This is a genomic window from Maridesulfovibrio ferrireducens (genome assembly GCF_016342405.1).
Classification (GTDB): Bacteria; Desulfobacterota; Desulfovibrionia; order Desulfovibrionales; family Desulfovibrionaceae; genus Maridesulfovibrio; species Maridesulfovibrio ferrireducens_A.
The window spans coordinates 86,153-112,933 of sequence record NZ_JAEINN010000005.1; the positions used below are offsets into that span (position 1 = coordinate 86,153).

Here is a 26,781-nt window from a genome sequence, read left to right on the forward strand (position 1 = left end):
CTCTGAAAGTAAAAGGAAATACGCAAGGGCTTAAGCCCAGAGAAATCAAACGGATCAACCGTCTTGCGGAGCGCAGTTATAGCGATCCGTGCGGATATTCTAATGAACAGGCCCGTGAGCTTTCAATTCTCAGTAATGAGATAGGAAGGCAGATCGGTTTGCTTGTAAATCGACAGGGCCGTCCTGAGATGATTCTTGTCGGCGATCCCACATCGATTTATATTCCTGAATTGCCCAGAGCCCGACAGTCTGAAGGACGGTTGCGAGGACTCAGGCTGCTGCATACTCATATTTCAGGGGAAAATCTTTCAGAAGAAGATCTTATGGATATGGTTTTCCTGCGGCTGGACAATGTGACAGTCATCGTTTCCGATTCTCATGGTGATCCTGAGTTTGTTCAATATGGCTACCTTCTCCCTCCGGGGTCAGGAGAAAAAGCATATGAGCAGTTACCTCCGGTTCGCTGGGACACTTCGGACATGGATCTGCCGGCACAAGTCAAAGCTCTTGAAGAAGAATTTAGCCGCGCGGATAAAACCAGAGATATGGCGGATAAGCGTGAACGGGCGATTGTGGTCAGCGTATCTCAGGATTCTAAGACGATTCAGGATCGTTCTCTCGATGAGTTGGTGGATCTTGCTGATACTGCAGGTCTCAAAGTCGAAGGGCGGATGATTCAGCGGATTCGTCAGATTAATCCCAAATTTATTATGGGTAAGGGAAAGCTTGCAGAGCTTGAAATTCTGGCATTGCAGGCGGATGCAGAAGTTGTTCTGTTTGATCAGGAAATTTCTGCTGCTCAGATGCGAAACCTTGCTACTATCACCGAACGTAAAGTTCTGGACCGCACACAGCTGATTCTTGATATTTTTGCTCAGCATGCCACAACAAAAGCCGGCAGGCTGCAAGTTGAAATGGCGCAGCTCAAGTATATGATGCCCCGTCTTGTCGGAAAGAATGATGCCATGTCACGTTTGATGGGTGGTATCGGCGGTCGAGGTCCGGGTGAAACTAAGCTGGAAATTGACCGCAGACGAGTTAAAGATAAACTAACTAAGCTTGGCAATGAGCTGAAAAAAGTTAGCAAACAGAGGGGCTTTACACGGGATCGTCGCGCTCGGGCCGGTGTTCCGGTTGTTTCTCTTGTCGGTTATACAAATGCCGGAAAATCCACCTTGCTCAATACTTTGACAAACAGTGTGGTACTTGCTGAAGATAAGCTTTTTGCAACTCTTGATCCGACCAGCAGGCGCATTCGCTTTCCTAATGATCAGGAACTAATTCTTACTGACACTGTCGGTTTCATTCGTCAGTTACCTAAGGAATTGAAAGAAGCTTTCAGGGCTACTCTTGAAGAACTTGAGGCCGCAGATATTATGGTACATGTTGCTGATGTATCTCATCCTGAAGTGGAAGAGCAGATCGAAGCGGTTGAAAAGATTATTGAAGAAATGGAAATGAATGAGGTTCCCATAATTCTTGTTTTAAATAAATGGGATAGGATAAATGAAGATCAACGTGAAATGATGCAGAATTATTTTCCTCAAGGAATTCCAGCAAGCGCGCGGGACCGTAAGTCTTTAAGGCCCTTGGTTGAACTTATTCTTGAGAAGCTTGGAAAACTGTCAAAAAAAGTTAGATAGATTCTTTACTGACAGTTTGCTGATATTTTATTTATAGTTGGTAAAGGCCCATCACGGAATTTCCGTGGTGGGCCTTTTTATTTTTATATGATATAATTATAGAACTCGTTGAGATGTTTTTGACCGGGAGTGCTAAAACATTGTTGCAAGTGTTATATGAATTTTGCTAAAGCTATCTGGTTCCTGATGGAATATAAAAAAATATCGAGGGCCGTAAAGGCTGTGTGATGGAGGAAGCTGTGGCTAAAGAAGAAGCCATTGAGGTTGAAGGTCTAGTGCAGGAAGCTCTGCCTAACGCCATGTTCCGTGTTGAACTTGAGAACGGGCATATTATTCTTGGGCATATCTCGGGCAAATTACGTAAATATTATATTCGCATTCTTCCGGGAGACAGGGTCAAAGTTGAACTTTCCCCTTATGATTTAACTCGCGGACGTATAACTTTCCGAATACGATAAGTTTTTGATTATCATTTTGATCATTTTTCTAAATCCTGAGTATAGGGAGTAATATGAGCTCGAAAGGCGTTGTCAGCTGGTTTAACGAGCAAAAAGGGTTCGGTTTCATTACAGATGAAACCGGTCAGGATATATACGTACATTACTCCGAAGTTATTCGTGATGGGTTCAAAACTCTTGAGGTAGGAGAAAAAGTTGTTTTTGAGCTGGTTGATGAGAGTCTCGCCCCGAAAGCTGTATCTGTAAGGGTTATAAATTATTAGATTAAAATGCGCAAGGCCCGTTTGTTGTTACAACAGACGGGCCTTGCCTTTTTTATAAATTATGAGCTGGTTATCTTTGGCCTGCTTCATTTTTTGTAGGCTCCAGAACCGCGTCGATATTTATTTGGCGCGATGATAGTTTTCCTTCTATGATCTCATGTCTTGTCATCTGCCAATCCACATGATCGATAAAATCAACTTTTGCCCATGCTGTTTTGGGAAGTCTTTTGACCAGTTCCTCTAAAAAATCATCAATATCGATATAATGGCCTTCATAGTCTACACTTAACAGCTCATCTTTATATACGATTTTATTAAATGGAATCTCATCTTTCATTTCATCAAAATCTTTTTGTGAAAGCCCGTGGACATCTCCGTAGACTCTAACATCATCCATCATATAAGCTCCCGAATTTTTATTGCTAAGATTGAAATTGTGATTGTAAAAATTTTCATTTGGTCAGATCGGAATATTACGTGAGTTATAATTAAGGTCTGACTCCCTCAATGAGCTTAATAGCCTTGGCCGGGAGCAGGTGGAGATCTGGTTTTGATACTTGCTCGTTGGCTCCTACTGATTCGCCTTTGTGCTTAAGTTCCTTGGTAATGATCGAGGAATATAAAATAACGGGAGTATCTTTAAAATCTTCATCTTTTCTAATCCATTTAGTAAGGCTGAAGCCGTCCATTCGGGGCATTTCAATGTCTGAGATTATAATTTCGACGTAATCTTTTACAGGGCGTTTTTCCTGCTGAGCCATTTCTTTAATTTTTATAAGAGTGTTCAGGGCTTCTTCACCGTTCTGTACGATCGTATGTCTGAAATTCGCTGAAGTAAGAATTTTTTCCAACATTGCCCGAATAGTCGGTGAATCATCACAAACCAGTGCCGTATAAGCTTCAGAAGCAACAGCAGATGGTTCCGACAGATTGCCTCCGAGAGTTGGATCAAGGTCTGCTAAAATGCTTTCCAGATCTAAGAGTTGGATGAATCTGTCTTCGCGTTCTACTATTCCGATAATGCAACTATCCTTAAAACTGCTCATAAATTTGTCAGGAGAAAGCACTTGCTGCCAGCCGACCCGGTGAATTTCGGTAACTCCGCTTACCTGAAAACCGGAAACAGTCTGGCTGAATTCTGTTACGATAACAATATCATATTTTTGGTTATTTCTTTCAAGTCCCAGCCAGACGGCAAGATCAAGCACTGGTAATATATGATTTCTCAGTGGGATGGTCCCCATGAAACAGGGGTGCTCAGCTGATTCCGGATGTTCAAGATTAGGGCTTTCAATGACCTGCATTACCTTGGCAACGTTAACGCCGAAATGACATCTTTCTGCCGGACCTGCATCAGATGCTGGTATATCAATATAGAACTCTAATATCTCAAGTTCATTCGTTCCGGTTTCCAGTAAAATATCAGTTTTTGCCATTACAAAGGCTCCAGCTTTTTAAGTGTGATCTGAAATATGCTAAATAATAAATATATTAAGCATCTCATTACGCTAAATTACATGAATAGAGTAGACAGGTCTATAAAATTTGAAATAAAGGTGGTAATGATGTTAAGAATAAATTCTTTACAAATTCAAATTATTGAGTTTATTTTAACTCATAAGGAAGGGCGTAAAAAATATGTATAAAATTTTGATAGCTGAAGATGATAGAATATCACAAAAACTTGCAGCCAGATTTGTTGAAGATATGGGGCACATTCCATTCGTCAGCCCGCATGGCAAACATGCTTATGAAGCTTTAAAAGCTGAAAATAATTTTGATATGTTGATCACAGATATTATGATGCCTGAGATGGATGGCCGGCAGCTCGTTCAAACGCTCCGGGGAGATTCTCAGTTTATGGAATTGCCGATAGTGATTATGTCAGCGGTTGTCGGGGTTTCAGATATCTCAAATCTGCTTGCTCTCGGCGCTACATACTTTTTAACAAAGCCGATTGATAAAGCTGAATTTGAAGAAGTTGTTAATCGCTGCCTCCGATAGCTGTCTATTTTTGTATGTTTTTGAAATTTTTAGGTTTTAAGTACTTTTTTAAACGGATTCCGATACTCAATCGGGGTCCGTTTTTTTATTCATGAAATTATCATAGCTTTACGGGGTTGTTACGAATCGTGATTGGGTATAATGAACCCGTAAGCTTTTTTAAAAACTAAGGTTATATTTTAATTATGTTTAATAATAGCTTTGGTGGCAAAGGGGCAGATCTATTTTAAATATACGGGGTTATTTTGACCAAATGGCCTTTTTTGTCTTGAAGTTGTGATCTTAGAGCCTGAAAACGTTAATATGGGGGGTGTGCCTTGTCCCTGAAAGTTTTAGAGCAATTTAAAAATCCTGAACTCTGTAAAAAATTGCTTGATTGCTTGAACAAAGAAATCGAGAAAGAAATACGGTTCATGGAAGTCTGCGGAACTCACACTGTTGCGATTTTTCGTAGTGGGTTACATTCTGTTTTACCTGAAAAGGTGATTCATTTGAGTGGCCCGGGGTGTCCTGTGTGCGTAACTCATGAGTCCGAAGTTAATGCCTTTTTAGACCTTGCCGGCAAAGACGGTGTTATTATTGCCACCTTCGGAGATTTGATAAAGGTGCCGGGTAAAAAAGGGCATTGTCTTAAAAATGCTCAGGCGGACGGTGCAAGGGTGGAAATTATCTACTCTCCTTTTGACGCCCTCGAAATTGCACGCAAAAATCCTAATGATACGGTTGTTTTTCTGGGAGTAGGTTTTGAAACAACAGCTCCGGCCATAGCCGCAACGGTTATGATGGCAAAAGAGCAGAAGATTGATAATTTCAAGGTTCTGTCTTTTCATAAGCTTGTTCCGCCTGCTCTTGATGTTTTGATATCCGATCCTGAAACAATGATTGATGGTTTTCTTTTGCCCGGTCATGTTTCAACCGTTATCGGTATCCATCCCTACGATTTTATCGGCGCTAAATATGGTACACCTGCGGTAGTTACCGGGTTTGAACCGGTCGACATTCTACAAGCTCTGTTGCAGATGGTCCGGTCTATGAAAGAAGAGCATCCTAAGGTTATCAATCAGTACCAGCGTGGTGTGTCTGAATACGGTAATCCTAAGGCTGTCGAAGTCATGTATCAGGTTTTCGAATCTTCAGATGCGCTGTGGCGCGGGATAGGTTTGATCCCGAATAGCGGACTCGAGTTTTCAGATAAATATGAAAGTTTTGATGCTAAAAAAGTTTTTGACCTTAAAATCGGGGAGTGTCCTTCTTTGCCGGGTTGTAAATGCGGAGATGTTTTGAAAGGGAAAATGACTCCTGAGAAATGTCCTCTGTTTGGGAAAGCCTGTACCCCGGCATCTCCTGTAGGTCCTTGTATGGTTTCAACCGAAGGCAGTTGCGCCGCATACTTCAAATATAAAGTAGATTAATATGTCCTCAGATAAAGTTTTACTTGATTACGGTTCTGGCGGAAGAGCTTCCCAGAGACTTATTTCGGAACTCTTTATTAAGCATTTTGCTAATCCTGAGCTTGAAAGACTCAATGATGCTGCCGCATTTAATATAGACGGCAAAATTTCCATGAGTACTGACAGCTTTACGGTTGACCCTATTTTCTTCCCCGGTGGAGATATCGGTTCTCTGGCTGTCCACGGCACAGTCAATGATGTTGCCATGCTCGGTGCTATTCCTAAGTATCTGACTTGTGCTTATATCATCGAAGAAGGCTTTCCTATGGCTGACCTTGAAAAGGTTGTTATTTCCATGAGTGAAGCTGTCAAAGATGCCGGAGTGGCAATCGTTACCGGAGATACTAAGGTTGTTCCGAAAGGCGCTATTGATAAAATTTTTATCAATACAACAGGAGTAGGTCAGATTGTGGCTGATCCTATGCCTAGCGGAGACAGAGCTACTGTCGGTGATGCTGTTTTAATCAGCGGAACAATGGGTGATCACGGCTTGACTGTTCTTGGAACGCGCGGAGGAATTTCTCTTGAATCAAACGTTATGAGTGACAGTGCGGCTTTGAATCATCTTTTGGTTAAGCTGGTGCAAGAAATTCCTGACGTTCATGTTTTTCGCGATCCTACTCGCGGCGGGCTTGCCACAACTTTGAACGAGATTACGACTGCTTCAAATGTATGTTGTGAACTTGAAGAGTCCTCCATTCCGGTTAAACCGGAAGTTGTCGGAGGCTGTTCTATCCTTGGACTTGATCCTCTTTATCTCGCGAATGAGGGTAAATTCTTATGTATTCTGCCTCAGAAATACGCAGAACAGGCTCTTGAGATTATGCGTGCGGATAAACATGGAAAGGATGCTTGTCAGATTGGAAATATTACCGATGCAAATCCTGGAAAAGTTATCCTCGTAACTCCGCTTGGAGGAAGACGTCTTTTGAATATGCTCGAAGGTGAGCAGCTACCTAGAATTTGTTAATGTTCTAAGTTGATATACACGTGATGCGAGAGCTCCGTTTCTGAAAAGAAGCGGAGCTCTTTTTTGTGGTGGAGAAAATGGTGAAACATAAAGGAAAACATGTTAGGAATTAAATAAGAAAGGAGTATGCCGTGGAAAATTTTTCTAACGAATGCCAAACTGCTGTAGGTCAAATATTAGAAGGTAAAGGTGTTGAGGTCTTTTATCAGCCGGTGCTTTCCCTTGAGTCAAAAGGAGTTATCGGTTTTGAAGCCTTTTCCCGTGGTGTCGATGAGCTTGGAAAGACAATAGTTGAACCTGCTTGCCTGTTTAGCTCCTCGTTACCTCCGGATACGCAATTTAAGGTTGAAATGCTTTGTCTTAATAAGAGTTTGGACTCGTTTCGGGATATTCACCGTAAATATAAAAATATGATTTTGTTTTTGAACGTAAACAGCAATGTTTATAATTTGCCTGAGAATGGAAAGCTTTCTCCGTTTAAGGCTGTAGAGTCCTTTAAGTTTAACCCCCGTACAATCGCGTTTGAATTTGAGGTTTCTCAACTTGAAAAAAAGATACCACTTCGTTTGATAAAATCTTTGCAGGAAAATGGGTACAGAATTTCGTTGGATAATACCCGGGTAAGTTTGGCTGGATTAGAAGTTGTTTTTAAGATTCGCCCTGATTTTGTTAAGCTTGACCGTTTCTTTTTTAAAGGACTTGATAAATCGAACTACAAAAAAGATATGGTTAAGGCTGCAGCATTCACTTTTAAACTTGCCGGGGCAATGCCTATTGCCAAAGGGGTTGAAACAGAAGGAGAAGCCCTTGCACTTGCTGAAGCAGGTTTTTATATTCAACAGGGTTTTTTTTATACCAATGAGGAGGAAGGTGAAAGCAGCACATCCACTTTTGGTGAGAAAATGGCGAATCTCGGTGCTGACTTTAGAGGTGTAAAAATATTAAAATTTGATGAGTCACGTGAAGTGTTTGCTCATTATCATCTTGTTTTAAAGAGTACTGTGTTGAAATTGCAACAGGAAGAGTTTGCGGGGGTGAATGATGTTCTTAAAGAGTTGATAAAAAAAGAGCATGGTATTGTTTCGGTTTTTGTTTTGGATGCATCTGGTAAGCAGGTTTCGCAGCGTTTTGTGGGTAAATCTGGAGATGTTATCGGAAAGAGTGTCGAAGTATCACTTACAGGTAGAGATCATAGCCATGAAGATTATTTTATTTACTTAAATTCAGGGCTTGAGAAAGTTGCGGGAAGGCTGCGGCGTTCTGCTTTTTGCAGGGAAGACTCAAGATATATTGCAAGTTTTTTTTACAGACAGGAAACTCGAAGAGGATTAATTCTGGTTCTTGAATATTTAGATAAGTCTCAGAAACCGGAGCAGAAACCGGAATCGCAGAAGGAACAAGAACAGAAAAAGGAACCTAAGCAGGAATCAGTGCCTGAACAAGAACAGGGATTGGAGCCGCCGCAGGAGTTAGTTTCTGAAAAGGAACAGGATCAAAAACCGGAGCAGAAACAGAAACCGGAATAGAGTTAGTCTCTGGCGGAAAGAGACAGAATTCTGTTTCTTTGCCTCCTTTCACGAAATATTTTGAAGGCCTCGATCGATTTAATAATTCCGATGACTTTGTTCTGACTGTCTGTAACCGGGAGAAAAGAGACTCCTGTCCGTTCGAAAAGCATTAATGCTTCTTTCAGATTAGAATCCAGCGGAACTGAAACAATGGTTCTGTTCATGAGAGAATCGACAATTGCAGGAAGTTCTTTCAGGTAGTCTGGATCCTTGAAGTAGGCGCGCATGTCTCGCAGCGTTAAAATCCCTTCTAAGGTCTCCTCCTTGTTTATTACCGGAAAGTGCGGAAAAGGGGAACTCAGGACCATTTCCATTGCTTTGTGCAGGGAATCTGACGAATTGAGTGTGTCGAAATCTGTTTCCATCACTTCTGCTACAGCGACATTCACCAGCACAGACTCATCGTGCCCTCTGATTATATTTACACCTTGGCGCAGTAATTTGGATTCGTAAATTGAGTACCCGTTGAGAAGTCTGACTACGAGTGTACTGGTGATGCAGCCGACCATCATGGGCAATATAATTTTGTATGAGTAAGTAAGCTCGAAAACCGTCAGAACAGCAGTGATAGGGGCAAGTGTCGTTCCAGCAACCACTGTTCCCATTCCTACCAGAGCATATTGACTGTGAGTCAATGCCAAATCCGGCAGCAGCATGTTAATACCCGTACTGACGGAAACGCCCAGAGTTGCCCCAAGCACCAGTGACGGAGCAAAAATACCTCCGCTCATGCCTGAACCAAGGCAAAGCGACGTTGCAACCATTTTGGCGACTAGAAGGAGCAAGGCTAGGTCAAGAGGCAGTATTCCAGTAAGACCCAGATTGATGGTTTCGTACCCAACACCCATTACTCCGGGAATTTTAAGAGCAATTAAACCAAGGATGAGTCCTCCAAGTCCCGGCTTCATCCAGTTTTTAATCGGAATTTTGTCGAAGATGTTTTCAGAAGTTCTGATCATTGCAACAAATGTCAGTGAAACAAATCCCGCAAGAATACCCAGAATGAAAAATATGATAAGTTCTTCGAAGTTATTGAAAGTGAAATGAGGAGCGTCGAAGGTTGGAAAATCTCCCCAGAAAAATTTTGAAAGAGCGGAAGCCGTTACCGAGGCTACTATTATATGGCTGATATAAGATATTTCGGTGTCGAGCAGCAGTATTTCGATAGCAAAGAGAGTTCCGGTCAGCGGAGCATTGAATGTCGCGGATATTCCGGCAGCCGCTCCGGCTGCTACGCAAACAGGGAGCATGCTTTTATCTAATTTGAATAGTCTAGATACTGAGGAGCCTAGTGATGCTCCTATCTGTACGATAGGTCCTTCCCGGCCTACTGATGCTCCGCAACCTATCAGAAGACTGGTTACGATTGCTTTTAAAAAAGTGATTCTGTGCCGGATTACGCCGCCGCGGACAGCGATAGCTTTGATTACCTCCGGTACTCCCGGACCTCGGGCTTCTGGAGCCCAGCGGGTGATGATCACTCCAGCAATAAGTCCGCCTGCACAGGGGAGTAGCATTATAAGCCACCATGGCGAATTTGTTACGCTTTCGAGGAAATTGTGCCCTTTATTCCAGAATGTTGACTGGAACAACTCTATCAGCCATCTAAAAAAAAAGGCTCCCATCGCAGCAGCAAGGCCGATGACAACGGAAAAGGTCATTAACAGCAAGTATTGAGTTCGCGGGCTGTTAAATCTTGATTCAGGCCTTTTTCCGTTGTTGCCTAGTCCGTCGCGGGAAACCATAGTAAGTGGATTTCCATTCTGGTTATTTTCTTATAAGGGCAATGGCTCTTTTCGCAAGTTCTGTTACTTCCGGTTTTGATATCTGGTCATCAGCTCCGACTGATACCCCTTTATGGCGCAGCTTATCGGTAATAATAGAGGAGAAAAGGATAACAGGAAGTTCTTTGAGAATTGGATCGGCCTTAATGCGTACAGTCAGATTGTGTCCGTCCATGACCGGCATTTCGATGTCGGAGACGACCACATTGATAAAATCTGTGATGGGTCTGTCTTCCTCGATGGATTGATTTTTCAGTATCAGCAGCTTGTCCCAGCATTCACGTCCTGTCTTGGCTGTTTCAACCAAAAATTTAGCTCTGGTCATAAGCTCGAACAGCATTTCGCGTATAAGTGTGGAGTCATCAGCGATCAGAGCTTTGTATCCACCTGTAACGTCCCAGTCTATGGAATCGTCAAGGTGAAGACCCAGCGCAGGGTTGAGCTCTGCGACAATCTTTTCCAGATCAAGGATAAGAGAAATACGGTCATCAAACTTTACAACACCGGTAATTGAATCTTGAGAGAGGGTAGATACGTAAGTTGAGGGAGCCTCAACCTTTTCCCAGCTGATTCGGTGAATTCTAGTTACGCCTGAGACTAGGAAAGCGGAAGATACGTTGTTGAACTCTGTAACGATTACTTTAGGAGGTTCAGTTTCAACACGTTTTTTATTGAGCCAATAGCTTAAGTCGACAAGTGGAATAACCTTGTTACGAAGATTGAATGTACCCATTATTGCAGGGTGGGCAACTTTAGGCAGATGAGTAACCTTTTCAGGCATTCTTATAATTTCGAGAACTTTTGCTACGTTTACACCGTAAAACCCACGGTAGTTTTCTTCCCCGTCTTCCTGGGGAGGTTCTTCAAGCCAGAATTCAACGATTTCAAGTTCGTTGGTACCTGCTTCAAGTAAGATGTCGGTCTGGGATGACATAGTGGTCTCCGGTAATGTTCTGGTCATATGTATGATTACAAAATATATATTACCCTTAGATGAGACTAACCGTCAACACAGAGGGTAAAAAAATAACAAATAAATATTAAAATAGTTACTCGTTAATCAAAAGCGATATTTTTCGGACTGCATCCAGAAGTTCATCCCAGTTTTGACACTTGGAAATACTGCCGCGAACAGCTCTTATCCCGTTGAGTCCTTTAGCATATCTGGGAAGTATGGATCGAATTTTTCTAAAGGAACCGTTGCTTTCATCAAATTCGCGGCTTGATAGAATATGTTCTTCCATTGTTTTGCCTAAATCAAATTCCGGAAGGGAATCGCAATTCGGTTCGTCAATGAGTTTTAAGTAACGCGAAAAGATCGCAGGATCATATAAAGCGCCACGGGCAAACATAATACCGTCAATTCCAGTCTGTCTTATACACTCGATACCATCTTCAGCCGTAAAAAGATCACCGCTTCCTATTACAGGGATTGATACATGCTTTTTAAGAATGGCTAATTTTGACCAGTCTGCGGTGCCGGAAAACATCTGCTTGGCATATCTCGGGTGGAGTGTGATCCAGCCGATGCCTACATCTTCGAGCCTACGAGCCACTTCAAGGTAATTATCTTCCCCGGACATGAATCCAAGTCTGATCTTAACTCCGACACGGCCCTCTCCTGCAACTTTAACCATGTTCGCAGCGGTTTCTATTAACCTGTCAGGTTCAAGCAGCAGGGCGGAGCCTCCGCCGGCCTTAAGCACTTTCTTGACAGGGCATCCCGAGTTTAAATCAAAGAAAGAGTGGCCCTGATCAATCAGTTCAGGCATAGTATCAAGGTAATCTTGCGGATCTCCTCCAAAGAGTTGAACTACAAGCGGATTATCTTCAGGGCAGGTAGTAAGTAAGGACTTGGTTCCGTTACCATTGTATTTAAGCCCTTTTACGCTGATCATTTCAGTGCAGGCGACTGCACAGCCTCTATTTCTGCATAACATACGAAATGGAAGGTCGGAATATCCTGCCAGAGGAGCTAGCCAAGGTTTTTTGGGATGTATAGAAAGTAAATTCATATGGTTATACCTGAAATAAAAAAGTGTTTGAGTAGATAAAGTACAAATTTATTGAGGAGGCATGAAATACACCAAAAAGACATAAAGTCAATGTTTACCTGCCTTGCCGGGGGAGTGGAGGTTTTGAGTAGTGAAAAAAAAATAAAAAAAATAAAAAAAGGGGTTGACTTATAAGTCGATTTCCCTTTAAACCCCGCTTCGTTGCTTCGGCGAAACACAAGTTCATTCAAATTTTTCACTTTGCACTTCGAAGACAAAACTTTCACTTCGGTGAAAAAAAAGTTCAGAAAAAGCTTGCAATTCCGGAAAAGAACTTGTAGTTAAATCGCTCGTTAAATGTGCTGGCGTAGCTCAATTGGTAGAGCAGCTGATTTGTAATCAGCAGGTTGCGGGTTCAAGTCCCATCGCCAGCTCCATTAGTAACGGTTGAAAAATATAGTGGTGGGGTTCCCGAGTGGCCAAAGGGAACAGACTGTAAATCTGTCGGCTTCGCCTTCGGAGGTTCGAATCCTCCCCCCACCACCACTATTAGATAATCGCGCTGTAGGAGACAGGGAGACCTGTTGTGTAACTACGGACAAAGAGCGGGAATAGCTCAACGGCTAGAGCATCAGCCTTCCAAGCTGAGGGTTGCGAGTTCGAATCTCGTTTCCCGCTCCATTTCTGAATTTACCTCCCATAGTCCACCTGCGCGTTTAATAGAAGCCCACGTAGCTCAGTCGGTAGAGCACTTGCTTGGTAAGTAAGAGGTCTCCGGTTCAAGTCCGGACGTGGGCTCCATACATTTATTTAATGACCTTTGAACGCTTTAAATCAGCACGAAGCTGAAAGAAAATTTAGGGGGATTTATCATGGGAAAAGCTAAATTCGAACGGAAGAAGCCTCATGTTAATATCGGTACCATCGGTCACATTGACCATGGTAAGACAACTTTGACCGCTGCTATCACTAAGATGGCTGGTCTCTCAGGAAACGGCACATACGTTGCCTTCGACCAAATTGACAAGGCTCCTGAAGAAAAAGAACGCGGTATCACTATTGCTACTGCTCACGTAGAATACGAAACTGCTAATCGTCACTACGCACACGTTGACTGTCCTGGTCATGCTGATTACATCAAGAATATGATTACTGGTGCAGCACAGATGGACGGAGCAATTCTTGTTGTGGCTGCAACTGATGGTCCTATGCCTCAGACTCGTGAGCACATCCTGCTTGCTCGTCAGGTTGGTGTTCCTTTCGTTGTTGTTTTCATGAACAAGTGCGACATGGTTGACGACGAAGAGTTGCTTGAACTCGTAGAAATGGAAATTCGCGAACTTCTTTCCGCCTACGACTTCCCTGGTGATGATCTTCCAATCATCATGGGTTCAGCTCTTAAAGCTCTCGAAACTGAAGATATCAAAAGCGACGATGCAAAGCCTATCTTTGAACTTCTCGAAGCTTGCGATACTTACATCGAAGAGCCTGTACGTGATATCGATAAACCTTTCCTTATGCCAATCGAAGACGTTTTCTCCATCTCAGGTCGCGGTACTGTTGTAACAGGTCGTGTTGAGCGTGGAGTCGTTAAAGTTGGTGAAGAAGTTGAAATCGTAGGTATCAAAGACACCGTCAAGACTACTTGTACTGGTGTTGAAATGTTCCGCAAGCTCCTCGATCAGGGGCAGGCTGGCGACAACGTTGGTGTACTCCTTCGTGGTACCAAGCGCGAAGATGTTGAACGTGGACAGGTTCTTGCCGCTCCAGGTTCCATTCATCCTCACACAAAATTCAAGGCAGAAGTCTACATCTTGAATAAAGATGAAGGCGGACGTCACACTCCATTCTTCTCCGGATACCGTCCTCAGTTCTACTTCCGTACTACCGATATCACTGGTATCGTAACACTGGAAGAAGGCGTAGAAATGGTAATGCCTGGTGACAACGCAACATTTATTGTTGAGATGATCAACCCAATCGGCATGGATCCGGGACTTCGCTTCGCTATTCGCGAAGGTGGCCGCACCGTAGGTGCTGGGGTTGTAACTGAGATTATGGAGTAAGACATGCGTGTCAAAGTTCTGATGCAGTGCACCGAGTGTAAACGTCGTAACTATTCGACGATGAAGAATAAAAAGAACACTACTGGTCGTATTGAATTGAAAAAGTATTGCCCTTTCGATAAGAAGCATACTCTTCATAAAGAAACCAAGTAGATTCTATAAAACGCAGGCCAGTAGTTCCAACGGCTAGAACGCCGGTCTCCAAAACCGGATGCTGGGGGTTCGAATCCCTCCTGGCCTGCCACTTCATTTTGGGAATCAATATGGCCAAGAAAAAAAATAAAAGTGCGGGATCTCAGCTGACCAATACTGAACCTCGTGGAATTGGTGCTAAATTCAAAGAATTTGCCGAATTTCTAGAGCAGTCAAAGGTCGAGATGAAGAAGGTCGTATGGCCTACTCAGAAAGAGACTATTCAGACCTGTACCGCTGTCTTGGTCCTTGTCGTAGTCATGTCTATATTTCTGGGTGTTGTTGACCTAGGCCTCTCAAAATTTGTTGAGGCTATTTTATCTTAAATCAACTCAAACAACAGAAAGCCTCATGAACGAAGACGCTGAAAAACCTCAGGGAAGGAAAGCCCGTTGGTATATAGTTCATGTCTATTCAGGATATGAACAGCGGGTTGAGCAGACTGTCCGTGAAATGATGAGAATTGGTCAGGACAATGGTCTGATCGAAGAAGTCGTTGTTCCCACGGAAAAAGTGGTCGAGTTGGTCAAAGGGGAAAAGAGAACGTCTACTCGGAAATTTTATCCGGGTTACGTCATGATCAAAATGATCATGGAAGATGAGTCCTGGCATCTCATCCAATCTATCCCACGCGTAACTGGATTCATCGGTGGTAAAAACCGCCCGACTCCAATGCGTGACAGCGAAGCAGCTAAAATCCTGAGTCTGATGGAAGACCGTCAGGAACAGCCGAGACCCAAGTTCAACTTTGATCGGGGCGACGATGTCCGGGTCATTGACGGACCTTTCAGTGGTTTCAACGGACTCGTAGAGGATGTCAACTACGATAAAGGTAAGCTTCGCGTGTCAGTTTCCATATTCGGTCGCCAGACTCCGGTGGAACTGGACTTTGTTCAGGTTACCAAAGGGTAATTCTGACCGCACTGCATTATATTCATTCCGACAGTGAGCACCCTCACTGAATTTTTATATAGGACATAAAGCGATGGCCAAGAAAGAAATAGGCAAAATTAAGCTTCAGATTCCAGCTGGATCAGCTAATCCGTCCCCACCGGTCGGACCTGCGTTAGGTCAGCATGGTGTCAATATAATGGAATTCTGCAAAGCGTTTAACGCTAAAACGCAGGACCAAAAGGGCATGATCACTCCGGTCATTATTACTGTCTATCATGACAGGTCCTTTTCCTTCATTACTAAGACTCCTCCGGCTTCCACATTATTGCTTAAAGCTGCAAAGTTAGCAAAAGGTTCCGGAGAGCCAAACAAGAACAAAGTCGGTAAGGTTTCCAAAGCCCAGGTTGAAGAAATCGCTAAGCTTAAAGCTCCCGACTTGACCTCTGCAAATACTGAAGCTGCTATGAAAAGCATCATGGGCACAGCCCGCAGTATGGGCATTGAAGTCACAGACTAGGTGAGGGGAAAAGATCATGCCTAAGCACGGAAAAAAATACAGAAATGCAACTGAAGGGACAGATTCATACGGTTTAACCGTAGAAAATGCTGTTAAACTTGCAGTTGAAAAGGCGTATGCAAAGTTCGACGAGACCGTTGATGTAGCCATCAACCTTGGAGTCGACCCCAAGTATTCCGATCAGATGATTCGTGGAGCAGTAACCCTGCCTAACGGACTCGGAAAAGAAGTAAGAGTAGCTTGCTTCTGTAGTGGGGAAAAAGAAGCGGAAGCCAAAGCTGCCGGTGCCGACTTTGTCGGTGGCGAAGATTTGGTTGAAAAAGTTAAAGAAGGATGGCTTGATTTCGATAAAGCCATTGCTACACCTGATATGATGGCGAAAGTCGGTCTTATCGGTAGAGTACTTGGACCTCGCGGTCTGATGCCTAATGCTAAAACTGGAACCGTTACTTTTGACGTAGCTAAAGCCGTTAGCGAAGTTAAAGCTGGACGCGTAGAATTCAAGGTCGACAAGGCTGGTGTTCTTCATGCTCCTATCGGGAAAGTTTCTTTCGGTGCTGAAAAGCTCCTTGAGAATCTTAAATCCCTTCTTGATACTGTCAACAAACTTAAACCTTCAACGGTTAAAGGGACTTACATGAAAGCAGTTGCCGTGGCTACCACCATGGGTCCTGGTTTCAGAGTAGATCCATTGGCAGCAAGAAAGTACGTAGAGTCCTAAATCATCAGATGCCGCTTTTGGCGGCTTTTGATGTTTAAATACACGGGAAGTTTAGTCGAAGAAAGCAGGAGGGATGGTCCCTTAATTTCCTGCCGAGACATTACTTTGACTTGCTTTCCGGGTCAAATCATTAGGAGTGTTAAGGTGAAAAGGCAACAAAAAGCCCAGATTATCGAGCAGCTCAAAGAAGTAGCTGAAAGGGCGAGCATTGCCATCGTTACTGACTTCAAAGGTCTCGGCGTTGAAGAATTTACTGATCTTCGCGCTAAACTAAGAGAAGTCGGTGTCGATTGCCAAGTCGTTAAGAACACTCTGGCCCGGTTGGCGTTTGAGGGTACCGATCACGGTATTCTGGCCGATAAATTCAAGGAAAACTGTGCAATTGTAACTGGATATGAAGATCCTGTTGCGGCAGCAAAAGCAGTTGCAGATTTCGCTAAGGGAAGCAAAAAATTCTCTATGCGTTTTGCCAGCCTTGAGGGTAAGTATCTTGACGAATCTGGCGTACAGGCGCTCTCCAAGCTTCCGAGCAAGGAAGAGCTCTTAGGCAAGGCTCTTGGCACAATGAATGCTGTGCCCACTAACTTTGTGAGAGTTCTCGCAAATGTACCACGCGGACTTCTGAATGTTCTTACAGCTGTTAAGGACCAGAAGGAAGCTGCATAACTGCCAAGTCAAGGCAATTCAAAGAATCCCAGGAGGAAATTTCCATGTCAGATATTACTAAAGACCAGGTTGTAGAATTCATTTCCAGCATGACAGTTCTTGAACTTTCCGAGTTCATCAAAGAACTTGAAGAAAAATTCGGTGTTTCTGCAGCAGCTCCAGTAGCAGCATTTGCAGCAGCACCTGCTGGCGCTGACGCTGGCGCAGCTGAAGAAGAGCAGACTGAATTCGACGTTATCCTTAAGGGTGCCGGCGGAAACAAGATTGCTGTTATCAAAGCTGTCCGCGCTCTCACAGGCCTTGGTCTGAAAGAAGCTAAAGCTAAAGTAGACGAAGCTCCTGCAGCTATCAAAGAAGGCGTAGAAAAATCAGAAGCAGAAGAAGCTCTTAAGCAGCTTACTGAAGCTGGTGCTGACGCTGAAATGAAATAGCTCAAGCAAATTCATTGTCAATGCAAGAGGAGCGCACGCCCCCGCACAGGGGTTGCGCTCTTCTCGCTGTTAAAAAGATTGACAAAATTGCCTGATGAACTATTTAGATTAGATTCAGACTCGCGCAGATGGTTCTTCATTGCGTAATCTAAATGGTTAAAAAATTTCTCGTTGTAGGCAAAATTGTTCTGCCGCACTATGTTCGTCTTGCACTTTTTGGCGTACCAATGATTTATTATTGGTTGATGTTCGTCAAATCGCTTCTTCCCAACCCTAACCTTCTCACTTGATGAGGATACGATGGGTCAGCTCAGAAAAATATTTGGAAAGATCAAAGTCACACTGCCGGTACCTCACCTGCTTGAATTGCAGGTTGATTCCTTTGTAAAGTTCCTTCAGGAAGGCGTTGCGCCGGCCAGTAGGGCAGACATTGGTTTAGAAGGGGTATTTCGTTCGGTTTTTCCTATTGAAGACTTCAACAAAACTGCAAGTCTTGAATATGTTAGCTACGATATCGGTGAGCCTAAATATGATATGGACGAGTGTATCTCGAAGGGACTTACTTATGAAGCCCCTATCCGTATTAAGGTTCGTCTCGTAGTCTTTGATGTTGATGAAGAATCCGAAAGCAGGACTATTCGCGACATTAAAGAGCAGGACATTTATTTCGGAACCGTACCGCTCATGAGTGAGCAGGGTACGTTTATCATAAACGGTACTGAACGCGTAATTGTTAACCAGTTGCAACGTTCTCCCGGTATCATTTTTGAACATGATTCGGGTAAAACACATACCAGCCGAAAAGTTCTTTATAGTTGCAGGGTCATTCCCATGCGCGGTTCATGGCTGGATTTTGATTTTGACCATAAAGATATTCTTTATGTTCGTATTGACAGGCGTCGTAAAATGCCTGCGACTGTTCTTCTCAAAGCTATGGGGCTGTCTAAGCAGGATATTCTCGACTTTTTCTATGAAGTTGAAGAATACAAGCTTGATAGACACATTGCACGACGTAAAGTTGTGGAGAATCAGTACCGTAAAGAAACTGCATGGGTTGATCTCTCACTCGAAGATGGCAAAGTCATCGTAGAGCGTGATAAACCTATTACTAAGTTCGGCTGGCGTAAGCTTGTCCGCGGCGGCGTTGAATATATCGAAGTTGATCCTAAATGCATTATAGGACAATTTGCTGCTGTAGATATTACTGATCCTGATACAGGTGAAGTTCTTGCTGAGTCTGCTGACGAAATTACTGAAGAAGTTTTTGAAAGAATACAGGAAGTCGGCCTTAAAGAAGTGAAAGTACTTCTTACTCTGGGCGCGGATACCTCCTCTTCTTTGCGTGATACGCTCATGTTGGATAAGAGTGCTGACGTCGAAAGTGCGCAGATCGAGATCTACCGCAGACTTCGTCCAAGTTCTCCTCCGACTGCAGAAATTGCTGCAAACTTCTTTGAGAATTTATTCCGCAGTTCAGACTACTATGACCTTTCATCCGTTGGTCGTTACAAATTAAATGCACGTCTTGCAGTTGATACTCCTCTTGAATTGAGGACTCTCACTAACGGCGACATTTTAAAGGCTGTTCTGCTTCTTTGTAAACTTAAAGACAGTCATGGTCCTGCTGATGATATCGATAACCTTGGTAACAGACGTGTACGTCCTGTTGGCGAGCTTGTCGAAAATCAATACAGAATTGGTCTAGTTCGTATGGAAAGAGCTATCAAGGAGCGCATGAGCCTCCAGGAAGTAGCAACTCTTATGCCGCATGACTTGATCAATCCTAAGCCTGTAGCAGCTGTTCTTAAAGAGTTCTTCGGAACCTCTCAGTTGTCACAGTTTATGGATCAGACGAATCCGCTTTCCGAGGTAACTCATAAGCGTAGATTGTCTGCTCTTGGACCCGGCGGTCTTACCCGTGAACGTGCAGGATTTGAAGTCCGTGACGTTCACGTAAGTCATTACGGCAGAATCTGCCCTATTGAAACTCCTGAAGGACCAAACATCGGTCTTATCGTTTCCTTGACAACTTATTCCAAGGTTAACGAATTCGGTTTCATTGAAAGTCCTTACCGGACAATCAAAGATTCCACTATGACTGATGAAATATTATATTATGACGCGACTAGAGAAGTTGGTCACGTTGTTGCTCAGGCAAACGCGCCTATTTCTGCTGAGGGATCATTCGTTAATCCGCTTGTAACCTCACGCCGTAACGGTGATGTTTCCATGATGCCTCGTGAAGACGTAACTCTCATGGACATCAGCCCGAGTCAGACAGTTTCTGTTTCAGCTGCACTTATTCCGTTCCTTGAACATGATGATGCTAACCGAGCACTCATGGGATCGAATATGCAGCGTCAGGCTGTTCCACTTCTTAAAACAGCTCAGCCTTTAGTCGGAACCGGAATGGAAGCAAACGTTGCGCAGGATTCCGGTAGTTGTCTACTTGCTGAATTTGACGGATATATTGATTACGTTGATGCAGAACGTCTCGTACTTAGATACGATGACGGGATTTATCCTGATACCGGCGGTATAAAACATTATGAGCTTCAGAAATGGCACAAGTCCAATCAGAACTCATGTTATGGTGCCCGTCCGAGACTTCAGGTTGGAACCCGCGTTTCTAAGGGTGAAGTTCTAGCTGACGGACCTGGAATCAAGGACGGAGAACTTGCTCTTGGTAAAAACCTTCTCGTGGCATTTATGCCTTGGTGTGGTTTTAACTTTGAGGATGCCATTCTTATTTCAGAACGTGTTGTAAAAGAAGACGTTTACACCTCAGTTCATATTGAGGAATTCGAACTCGTAGCACGTGATACCAAGCTTGGACCCGAAGAAGTTACTCGCGATATTCCTAACGTCAGTGAAGATATGCTCAGCAATCTTGACGAATGTGGTATTATCCGCCTTGGAGCCCGTATTACTCCCGATGATATTCTCGTCGGAAAGATCACTCCTAAAGGTGAAACACAGCTGACACCTGAAGAAAAACTCCTCAGAGCTATCTTCGGTGATAAAGCTCGCGATGTAAAAAATACATCTCTCAAGGTTCCACCGGGAATCGAGGGAACTGTTATTGACGTTAAGGTGTTTAACCGCAGATCCGGTGAGAAAGATGACCGTACTAAGGCCATCGAAGATTTTGAGCTTTCTAAGCATGATATGAAAGAAAGCAAACACATCGATTCTCTCACTATTAAGACTCGCGAAAAAATTAACGCCGTCGTTAGTAACAAGCAGATCAACCAGACTCTTATGGGACGCAGAAAGGGTGAAGTTCTTGCAGAAGCAGGACACACTATTACTGATGCTATCCTTAGTGAAATACCACTTAAGAAACTGGGCGGTCTTTTCTCAGACAAAGACACCAATGAAGCTGTTAAATATCTTCTTGGTGAATATGATAAGCAGATACGCGTTATTAAGGGCATTTATGACGTTAAGCGCGAAAAAGTCACCGAAGGTGATGATTTGCCTCCTGGCGTTATCAAAATGGTCAAGGTCTACATTGCGGTTAAGCGTAAGCTTTCCGTAGGTGATAAAATGGCTGGACGCCATGGTAACAAGGGTGTTGTTTCCTGTATCCTTCCTGAACAGGATATGCCGTTCTTTGCAGATGGTACTCCGATGGACATCGTTTTGAACCCTCTTGGGGTTCCTTCTCGAATGAATATCGGTCAGATTATGGAAACACATCTTGGTTGGGCAGCTCTTGAACTTGGACATAAGTTCGCAAGAATGTTTGATGCCGGTACCGCCCTTGATGAAATACGTAAAGAGGTCAAGAGCACCTTCGATTCAGAAGATGTTTTTGAGCTTGTTGACAGCCTTGATGATGATGAATTCAAAGATGCTCTTAATAAAGCACGTGAAGGTATTGTCACTAAGACCCCTGTTTTCGACGGTGCTACAGAGAAAGAAATCTGGGATCTGGTTGTAAAAACCGGGATTCCTGACGACGGTAAAGTCACCCTTTGGGATGGACGTACCGGAGAACCTTTCCACAACCGCGTAACAGTCGGGGTTATGTACATTCTTAAGCTTCATCATTTAGTTGATGAAAAGATTCACGCCCGTTCAACCGGACCTTACTCGCTGGTAACTCAGCAGCCTCTGGGCGGTAAAGCTCAGTTTGGTGGACAGAGACTCGGGGAAATGGAAGTTTGGGCACTTGAAGCATACGGTGCAGCCTACCTGCTTCAGGAATTCCTGACTGTCAAATCCGATGATGTTACCGGTCGTGTAAAAATGTATGAAAAAATCGTCAAGGGTGATAACTTCCTTGAAGCTGGACTCCCTGAATCGTTTAACGTTCTGATTAAAGAGCTTATGTCTCTTGGTCTTGATGTTACTTTGCTTCAGGATGACGAAGAAGAAACTTCCGCTATAACGAAATAATGAGCGCGGGGCCGCAAGGCCCCGCGACTAGATAAACCTTTTCACGAAAGGGGTATATTAATGAGTCTGGACGAATTGTTCACTATGCGTAGAACATCCGGCGCAGGCGACGCAGGGCGTGGCCTCAAAGGAATTCAGATTTCCATTGCTTCTCCTGAAAAGATCAGAGAATGGTCTTTCGGTGAAGTTAAGAAGCCCGAGACAATTAACTATAGAACTTTTAAGCCTGAAAGAGATGGACTCTTTTGTGCTAAAATTTTCGGACCTGTTAAGGACTACGAGTGTAACTGCGGTAAGTATAAGCGCATGAAGCATCGCGGCATTGTCTGCGAAAAATGCGGTGTTGAAGTTATTGCTTCCAAGGTTAGACGTGAACGTATGGGGCATATTGAACTTGCTGCTCCTGTTGCTCACATCTGGTTCCTTAAAACACTTCCTTCTAAGATCGGCACGCTTTTAGATATTACTATGGCTGATCTTGAGAAAGTTCTATATTTTGATTCATATATAGTCCTTGAGCCGGGTGAGACACCTCTTAAGGCACATCAGATTATTTCTGAAGACCAGTACTTTCAGGTTATAGATCATTACGGTGAAGATGCCATCAAAGTCGGAATGGGAGCTGAGACAATCAAGGGTCTGCTTGCAGAAATTGATATGCTTACTCTCCGGACTGAGTTGCGCGAAGAATCTTTGACAACACGTTCGCAGACCAAGAAAAAGAAGCTTACTAAACGCCTTAAAATCGTTGAAGCCTTCCTTGAGTCTGGCAATAATTGTCAGTGGATGATCATGGATGTAATTCCGGTCATTCCTCCAGAACTTCGTCCTCTTGTTCCTCTTGACGGTGGACGTTTTGCAACTTCTGATCTTAATGATCTTTATCGTCGTGTTATTAACAGAAATAATCGTCTTAAAAGACTGATTGAGCTCGGGGCTCCTGATATTATCATCCGTAATGAAAAAAGGATGCTTCAGGAATCTGTTGATGCTCTCTTTGATAACGGTCGCCGTGGCCGCGCAATTACCGGAACTAATGGTCGTCCTTTGAAATCCTTGTCTGATATGATTAAGGGTAAGCAGGGACGTTTCCGTCAGAACCTTCTCGGTAAACGTGTCGACTATTCCGGTCGTTCTGTTATTGTTGTTGGGCCTAAGCTCAAACTGCATCAGTGTGGTCTTCCTAAGAAGATGGCTTTGGAACTTTTCAAGCCGTTTATTTATGCAGAGCTTGAACGCAGAGAAATTGCAACTACCATCAAAAGTGCAAAGAAAATGGTAGAGCGTGAAGATTTAGTTGTATGGGATATTCTTGACGACGTTGTTCGTGAATACCCTATTATGCTTAACCGTGCTCCTACTTTGCATAGACTTGGTATTCAGTCTTTTGAACCGACTTTGATCGAAGGTAAAGCTATTCAGCTTCACCCGCTTGTATGTTCTGCATATAACGCTGACTTTGACGGTGACCAGATGGCTGTTCACGTACCTCTTTCTGTTGAAGCACAGATTGAGTGCCGTGTTTTGATGATGTCTTCAAATAATATCCTTTCGCCTGCGAATGGACAGCCGATCATCAACCCGAGTCAGGATATCGTTCTTGGACTCTACTATTTAACTGTTGATCGTTCTTTTGCCAAAGGTGAAGGCATGATCTTCGCCGGTCCTTGGGAAGTTATTACTGCCCTTGATGCAGATGTTGTAAGTCTGCATGCTCGCGTTAAAGTAAGAATTGACGGCAAACTTGTAGATACTACTTGTGGTCGTATTCTTGTTGGTGAACTGGTTCCTGAAGGCATGAGCTATGATCAGGTTAACATGGTTATGACCAAGAAGAATATTGCACGCCTCGTTTCCGATGCTTACCGCACAGCGGGTAGTAAGGCGACAGTTATTCTTTGTGACAGACTTAAAGACCTTGGTTATGAGCACGCAACAAGAGCCGCTATTACTATCGGCGTTAAAGACCTCACAATTCCTAAAAAGAAAGCCGGTCTTCTTGAAGATGCTTATATCGAAGTTGAAAATATTGAAGCTCAGTACCGTGAAGGTATCATTACCCGTACTGAAAAGTACAACAAGGTAGTCGACGTTTGGACGAAAGTTACTAATGATGTTTCAAGTGAAATGACTCTTGAAATGTCTGCTGATATTCTGACTGATCCAGTGACAGGAAAACAGGAGTCTAACTCCAGTTTCAACCCTGTCTTTATGATGGCTCACTCAGGTGCAAGAGGTAACCAGGACCAGATGAGACAGCTTGCAGGTATGCGTGGTCTGATGGCCAAGCCTTCTGGAGAAATTATTGAAACACCGATTACTTCTTCATTCCGTGAAGGTCTTTCGGTTCTTCAGTACTTTATTTCCACTCATGGTGCTCGTAAAGGTCTCGCGGATACTGCACTTAAAACTGCAAACTCCGGTTATCTTACTCGTCGTCTGGTTGATGTTGTTCAGGACGTTACTGTTGCTGAAAATGATTGTAGAACAGTTGACGGTCTTGAACTTACTCATTACATCAAGGGCGGAGAAATAAAAGAACGCCTCTCCGAAAAAGTACTTGGTCGTGTGACAATCCATCCCATAACCAAGGAAGGAACTGATGAAATTTTAGTTCCTGCTAATACTTTAATTGATGAACGCTTTGCGAAACTTATTGATGATAACGGCATCAACTCGATGATCGTTCGTTCACCTCTGACTTGCAGAAGCAAGCAGGGTGTATGCGCTATGTGTTACGGTCGTGACCTTGCAAGAGGACATATCGTTAACGTTGGTGAAACTGTCGGTATTATCGCAGCACAGTCAATCGGTGAGCCGGGAACTCAGCTCACAATGCGTACCTTCCATATCGGTGGTACGGCTAGTCGTGAGATTCAGCAGTCATCTTTTGAAGCTCAGCATAACGGTTCAGTAGTACTTAACCGTATGCGCTCAGTTCGCAATGTCGAAGGACATCAAATGGTTCTTGGTAAGAGTTGCCAGGTTGCTATTGTGGATGAGCAGGGTAGAGAACGTGAAAAATACGTTCTGCCTCTGGGTGCTAAACTTTACGTGGAGGACGGGCAGGAAGTTACCCATAATACGGTCTTGGCCGAATGGGATCCGCTTGCAGAACCGTTCATCACTGATGTTGCAGGTACGGTTAAATTTACCGACTTAGTTGAAGGTAAAACATTCCAGGAAAGGATTGATGAAGCCACTAACAGGGCAACATATACGATTACTGAATACCGTACCACGAACTTCAAACCGTCAATGTCTATTTGCGGCGAAGATGGAGAGCCTTTGACTCGTCCAGGGTCAACCTTAAAAGCTACTTATCCTCTTCCTGTAGGTGCTCTTTTGATGGTAAAAGATGGTGACACCGTCACCGGTGGTGAAATTATTGCACGTAAACTTCGCGAAACTTCGAAGACCAAAGATATTGTTGGTGGTCTTCCTAGAGTTGCGGAACTGTTTGAAGTGCGCAAACCAAAGGAACTTGGAATCATTACGGAGATTGATGGTGTGGTCTCCTACGGACCCGAATCCAAAGGCAAGCGCAAAATCATTGTTACACCTGAAGTTGGAGTTACCAAGGAATACTTGGTACCAAAAGGACGTCATATTACTGCTCAGGAAGGAGACTTCGTTGAAGCTGGTGATTTGATGACTGAAGGACTTCCGGAACTTCATGATATCTTGAAAGTTAAGGGCGAAAAATATCTCGCACGCTTTCTGGTGGAAGAAATTCAGGACGTTTACCGCTTCCAGGGTGTTGGAATTAACGATAAGCATATCGAAGTTATTGTCCGTCAGATGCTCAAGAAAGTTTCCATCGTTGATCCCGGTGAAACTCACTTCCTTGTTGCAGAACAGGTGGATAAGCAGCGGTTTATGGAGAAAAATGAGGAAGCTGTCAAAAACGGGCTTAAGCCTGCTACAGCTCAGACTCATGTTCTCGGAATTACTCAAGCTTCACTTTCAACTGCGTCATTTATTTCTGCTGCATCATTCCAGGAGACGACAAAGGTTCTTACCGAGTCATCCCTGCGCGGCAAGAAAGATTATCTGCGCGGCTTGAAAGAGAACGTAATCGTCGGTCGCTTGATTCCTGCCGGAACCGGCTTCCGTAGATATGCGCAGACTGCAGTGATCGTTCCTGATCAGCCGGAACGTGCCGATAAGTTTCTTGAGGAATTAGAAGACGAGCCGTTGCTCATTAATGAAAGATAATGCTAGCGCCAGTACGCAGTTAAACATGATTTTAGAACAGGTCGTTGCAGCCTGATTCTAATCTGAATTTATATTTAGATTGGATTTGTTCTTGACAAATCTCGAAAATTTAGTCTAACTGCGTCGGTCTTTGCATAACGAAATAAATTTGGAGGGTTCATGCCAACCATTAATCAGCTCATTAGAAAAGGGCGTGAAAAGCAGCTTAAGCGTAAGAAGACTCCTGCTCTTCAAGCTTGCCCCCAGCGTCGTGGAGTATGCACTAGAGTGTATACAACCACCCCTAAAAAGCCTAACTCCGCACTGCGTAAAGTCGCACGTGTGCGTTTGACTAATAGCATCGAAGTAACCGCTTACATTGGTGGTGAAGGTCATAACCTTCAGGAACACTCCGTGGTACTAATCCGCGGTGGTAGAGTAAAAGATTTACCTGGTGTTCGTTACCATATTGTTCGCGGATCACTCGATACCGCTGGTGTCGCAGATCGTCGTAAGGGTCGTTCTAAGTACGGCGCTAAACGTCCTAAATAGTTTTTA

Annotated in this window: 23 protein-coding genes and 5 tRNA genes; 23 read left to right on the plus strand and 5 right to left on the minus strand. The window is 43.7% G+C overall.

From position 1 onward, the window contains the following. Nucleotides 1-44: 44 nt before the first annotated feature. The 3 genes from hflX (at nucleotide 45) to JEY82_RS07095 (ending at nucleotide 2,364) form a co-directional block, all read left to right on the plus strand. Nucleotides 45-1,643 carry a GTPase HflX gene (hflX, locus tag JEY82_RS07085; RefSeq protein ID WP_304084562.1) on the plus strand — a complete coding sequence of 533 codons (1,599 nt, stop codon included), beginning with the start codon at nucleotides 45-47 and terminating at the stop codon, nucleotides 1,641-1,643. Nucleotides 1,644-1,882: 239 nt separating this feature from the next. Further along, a complete protein-coding gene (gene infA, locus JEY82_RS07090) occupies nucleotides 1,883-2,101 on the plus strand; it encodes a translation initiation factor IF-1 (protein WP_304084263.1) in 219 nt (72 codons plus the stop codon). Between the two features lie 53 nt (nucleotides 2,102-2,154). Next, nucleotides 2,155-2,364: a cold-shock protein gene (locus JEY82_RS07095; RefSeq protein ID WP_304084266.1), complete on the plus strand. Its 210-nt coding sequence runs from the start codon at nucleotides 2,155-2,157 to the stop codon at nucleotides 2,362-2,364. 70 nt (nucleotides 2,365-2,434) lie between these two features. Here the strand turns inward: JEY82_RS07095 and JEY82_RS07100 are convergent, their stop codons facing one another. Further along, nucleotides 2,435-2,764 carry a hypothetical protein gene (locus tag JEY82_RS07100; protein WP_304084269.1) on the minus strand — a complete coding sequence of 110 codons (330 nt, stop codon included), beginning with the start codon at nucleotides 2,762-2,764 and terminating at the stop codon, nucleotides 2,435-2,437. Between the two features lie 88 nt (nucleotides 2,765-2,852). Then, nucleotides 2,853-3,800: a chemotaxis protein gene (locus JEY82_RS07105; RefSeq protein ID WP_304084272.1), complete on the minus strand. Its 948-nt coding sequence runs from the start codon at nucleotides 3,798-3,800 to the stop codon at nucleotides 2,853-2,855. 202 nt (nucleotides 3,801-4,002) lie between these two features. Between JEY82_RS07105 and JEY82_RS07110 the strand changes: the two genes are divergently transcribed. The 4 genes from JEY82_RS07110 (at nucleotide 4,003) to JEY82_RS07125 (ending at nucleotide 8,315) form a co-directional block, all read left to right on the plus strand. Continuing rightward, nucleotides 4,003-4,368 carry a response regulator gene (locus tag JEY82_RS07110; protein WP_304084274.1) on the plus strand — a complete coding sequence of 122 codons (366 nt, stop codon included), beginning with the start codon at nucleotides 4,003-4,005 and terminating at the stop codon, nucleotides 4,366-4,368. Between the two features lie 317 nt (nucleotides 4,369-4,685). Continuing rightward, nucleotides 4,686-5,780: a hydrogenase formation protein HypD gene (gene hypD, locus JEY82_RS07115; RefSeq protein WP_304084275.1), complete on the plus strand. Its 1,095-nt coding sequence runs from the start codon at nucleotides 4,686-4,688 to the stop codon at nucleotides 5,778-5,780. 1 nt (nucleotide 5,781) lies between these two features. Continuing rightward, on the plus strand, nucleotides 5,782-6,789 hold the full coding sequence (gene hypE, locus JEY82_RS07120; protein ID WP_304084277.1) for a hydrogenase expression/formation protein HypE: 1,008 nt from the start codon (nucleotides 5,782-5,784) through the stop codon (nucleotides 6,787-6,789). A gap of 131 nt (nucleotides 6,790-6,920) precedes the next feature. After that, a complete protein-coding gene (locus JEY82_RS07125) occupies nucleotides 6,921-8,315 on the plus strand; it encodes an EAL domain-containing protein (protein ID WP_304084279.1) in 1,395 nt (464 codons plus the stop codon). A 2-nt stretch (nucleotides 8,316-8,317) separates the two neighbouring features. On the opposite strand, the gene JEY82_RS07130 is transcribed toward JEY82_RS07125, so the two are convergent. The 3 genes from JEY82_RS07130 to JEY82_RS07140 all read right to left on the minus strand — a co-directional run bounded on the left by JEY82_RS07130 (nucleotide 8,318) and on the right by JEY82_RS07140 (nucleotide 12,156). Continuing rightward, nucleotides 8,318-10,102: a chloride channel protein gene (locus JEY82_RS07130; RefSeq protein ID WP_304084281.1), complete on the minus strand. Its 1,785-nt coding sequence runs from the start codon at nucleotides 10,100-10,102 to the stop codon at nucleotides 8,318-8,320. A gap of 22 nt (nucleotides 10,103-10,124) precedes the next feature. Beyond that, nucleotides 10,125-11,075, minus strand: a complete 951-nt coding sequence (locus JEY82_RS07135) for a chemotaxis protein (protein ID WP_304084283.1) — start codon at nucleotides 11,073-11,075, stop codon at nucleotides 10,125-10,127. Nucleotides 11,076-11,190: 115 nt separating this feature from the next. Further along, on the minus strand, nucleotides 11,191-12,156 hold the full coding sequence (locus JEY82_RS07140) for a tRNA-dihydrouridine synthase (protein WP_304084286.1): 966 nt from the start codon (nucleotides 12,154-12,156) through the stop codon (nucleotides 11,191-11,193). A 340-nt stretch (nucleotides 12,157-12,496) separates the two neighbouring features. Here JEY82_RS07140 and JEY82_RS07145 point away from each other — a divergent pair. The 16 genes from JEY82_RS07145 to rpsL all read left to right on the plus strand — a co-directional run bounded on the left by JEY82_RS07145 (nucleotide 12,497) and on the right by rpsL (nucleotide 26,775). Then, a tRNA-Thr gene (locus JEY82_RS07145) sits at nucleotides 12,497-12,572 on the plus strand. A gap of 24 nt (nucleotides 12,573-12,596) precedes the next feature. After that, nucleotides 12,597-12,681: transfer RNA gene (locus tag JEY82_RS07150), tRNA-Tyr, on the plus strand. A gap of 59 nt (nucleotides 12,682-12,740) precedes the next feature. Further along, nucleotides 12,741-12,816, plus strand: a tRNA-Gly gene (locus JEY82_RS07155). 44 nt (nucleotides 12,817-12,860) lie between these two features. Further along, nucleotides 12,861-12,936, plus strand: a tRNA-Thr gene (locus JEY82_RS07160). Nucleotides 12,937-13,007: 71 nt separating this feature from the next. Then, on the plus strand, nucleotides 13,008-14,201 hold the full coding sequence (gene tuf / locus JEY82_RS07165) for an elongation factor Tu (RefSeq protein WP_304084289.1): 1,194 nt from the start codon (nucleotides 13,008-13,010) through the stop codon (nucleotides 14,199-14,201). A 3-nt stretch (nucleotides 14,202-14,204) separates the two neighbouring features. Beyond that, nucleotides 14,205-14,354: a 50S ribosomal protein L33 gene (gene rpmG, locus JEY82_RS07170; protein WP_092159631.1), complete on the plus strand. Its 150-nt coding sequence runs from the start codon at nucleotides 14,205-14,207 to the stop codon at nucleotides 14,352-14,354. 14 nt (nucleotides 14,355-14,368) lie between these two features. Next, nucleotides 14,369-14,445 (plus strand) — tRNA-Trp (locus tag JEY82_RS07175). Between the two features lie 19 nt (nucleotides 14,446-14,464). Beyond that, nucleotides 14,465-14,719, plus strand: coding sequence for a preprotein translocase subunit SecE (gene secE, locus JEY82_RS07180; RefSeq protein WP_304084293.1), 255 nt, complete (start codon nucleotides 14,465-14,467; stop codon nucleotides 14,717-14,719). Nucleotides 14,720-14,744: 25 nt separating this feature from the next. After that, complete coding sequence (nusG, locus tag JEY82_RS07185) at nucleotides 14,745-15,305, plus strand: transcription termination/antitermination protein NusG (RefSeq protein WP_304084296.1); 561 nt, start codon at nucleotides 14,745-14,747, stop codon at nucleotides 15,303-15,305. Nucleotides 15,306-15,378: 73 nt separating this feature from the next. Beyond that, nucleotides 15,379-15,804: a 50S ribosomal protein L11 gene (rplK, locus tag JEY82_RS07190; RefSeq protein ID WP_092159628.1), complete on the plus strand. Its 426-nt coding sequence runs from the start codon at nucleotides 15,379-15,381 to the stop codon at nucleotides 15,802-15,804. A 16-nt stretch (nucleotides 15,805-15,820) separates the two neighbouring features. Further along, nucleotides 15,821-16,525 (plus strand): 50S ribosomal protein L1, encoded by a 705-nt coding sequence (gene rplA / locus JEY82_RS07195; protein WP_304084301.1) that lies wholly within the window; start codon nucleotides 15,821-15,823, stop codon nucleotides 16,523-16,525. Nucleotides 16,526-16,669: 144 nt separating this feature from the next. After that, nucleotides 16,670-17,191: a 50S ribosomal protein L10 gene (rplJ, locus tag JEY82_RS07200; RefSeq protein ID WP_304084304.1), complete on the plus strand. Its 522-nt coding sequence runs from the start codon at nucleotides 16,670-16,672 to the stop codon at nucleotides 17,189-17,191. 44 nt (nucleotides 17,192-17,235) lie between these two features. After that, nucleotides 17,236-17,622 carry a 50S ribosomal protein L7/L12 gene (gene rplL / locus JEY82_RS07205; protein ID WP_304084307.1) on the plus strand — a complete coding sequence of 129 codons (387 nt, stop codon included), beginning with the start codon at nucleotides 17,236-17,238 and terminating at the stop codon, nucleotides 17,620-17,622. 300 nt (nucleotides 17,623-17,922) lie between these two features. Next, nucleotides 17,923-22,026, plus strand: coding sequence for a DNA-directed RNA polymerase subunit beta (gene rpoB / locus JEY82_RS07210; RefSeq protein WP_304084309.1), 4,104 nt, complete (start codon nucleotides 17,923-17,925; stop codon nucleotides 22,024-22,026). 60 nt (nucleotides 22,027-22,086) lie between these two features. Beyond that, nucleotides 22,087-26,244 (plus strand): DNA-directed RNA polymerase subunit beta', encoded by a 4,158-nt coding sequence (gene rpoC / locus JEY82_RS07215; protein WP_304084311.1) that lies wholly within the window; start codon nucleotides 22,087-22,089, stop codon nucleotides 26,242-26,244. Nucleotides 26,245-26,403: 159 nt separating this feature from the next. Further along, nucleotides 26,404-26,775, plus strand: a complete 372-nt coding sequence (gene rpsL / locus JEY82_RS07220; protein WP_085100839.1) for a 30S ribosomal protein S12 — start codon at nucleotides 26,404-26,406, stop codon at nucleotides 26,773-26,775. Nucleotides 26,776-26,781 lie beyond the last annotated feature (6 nt).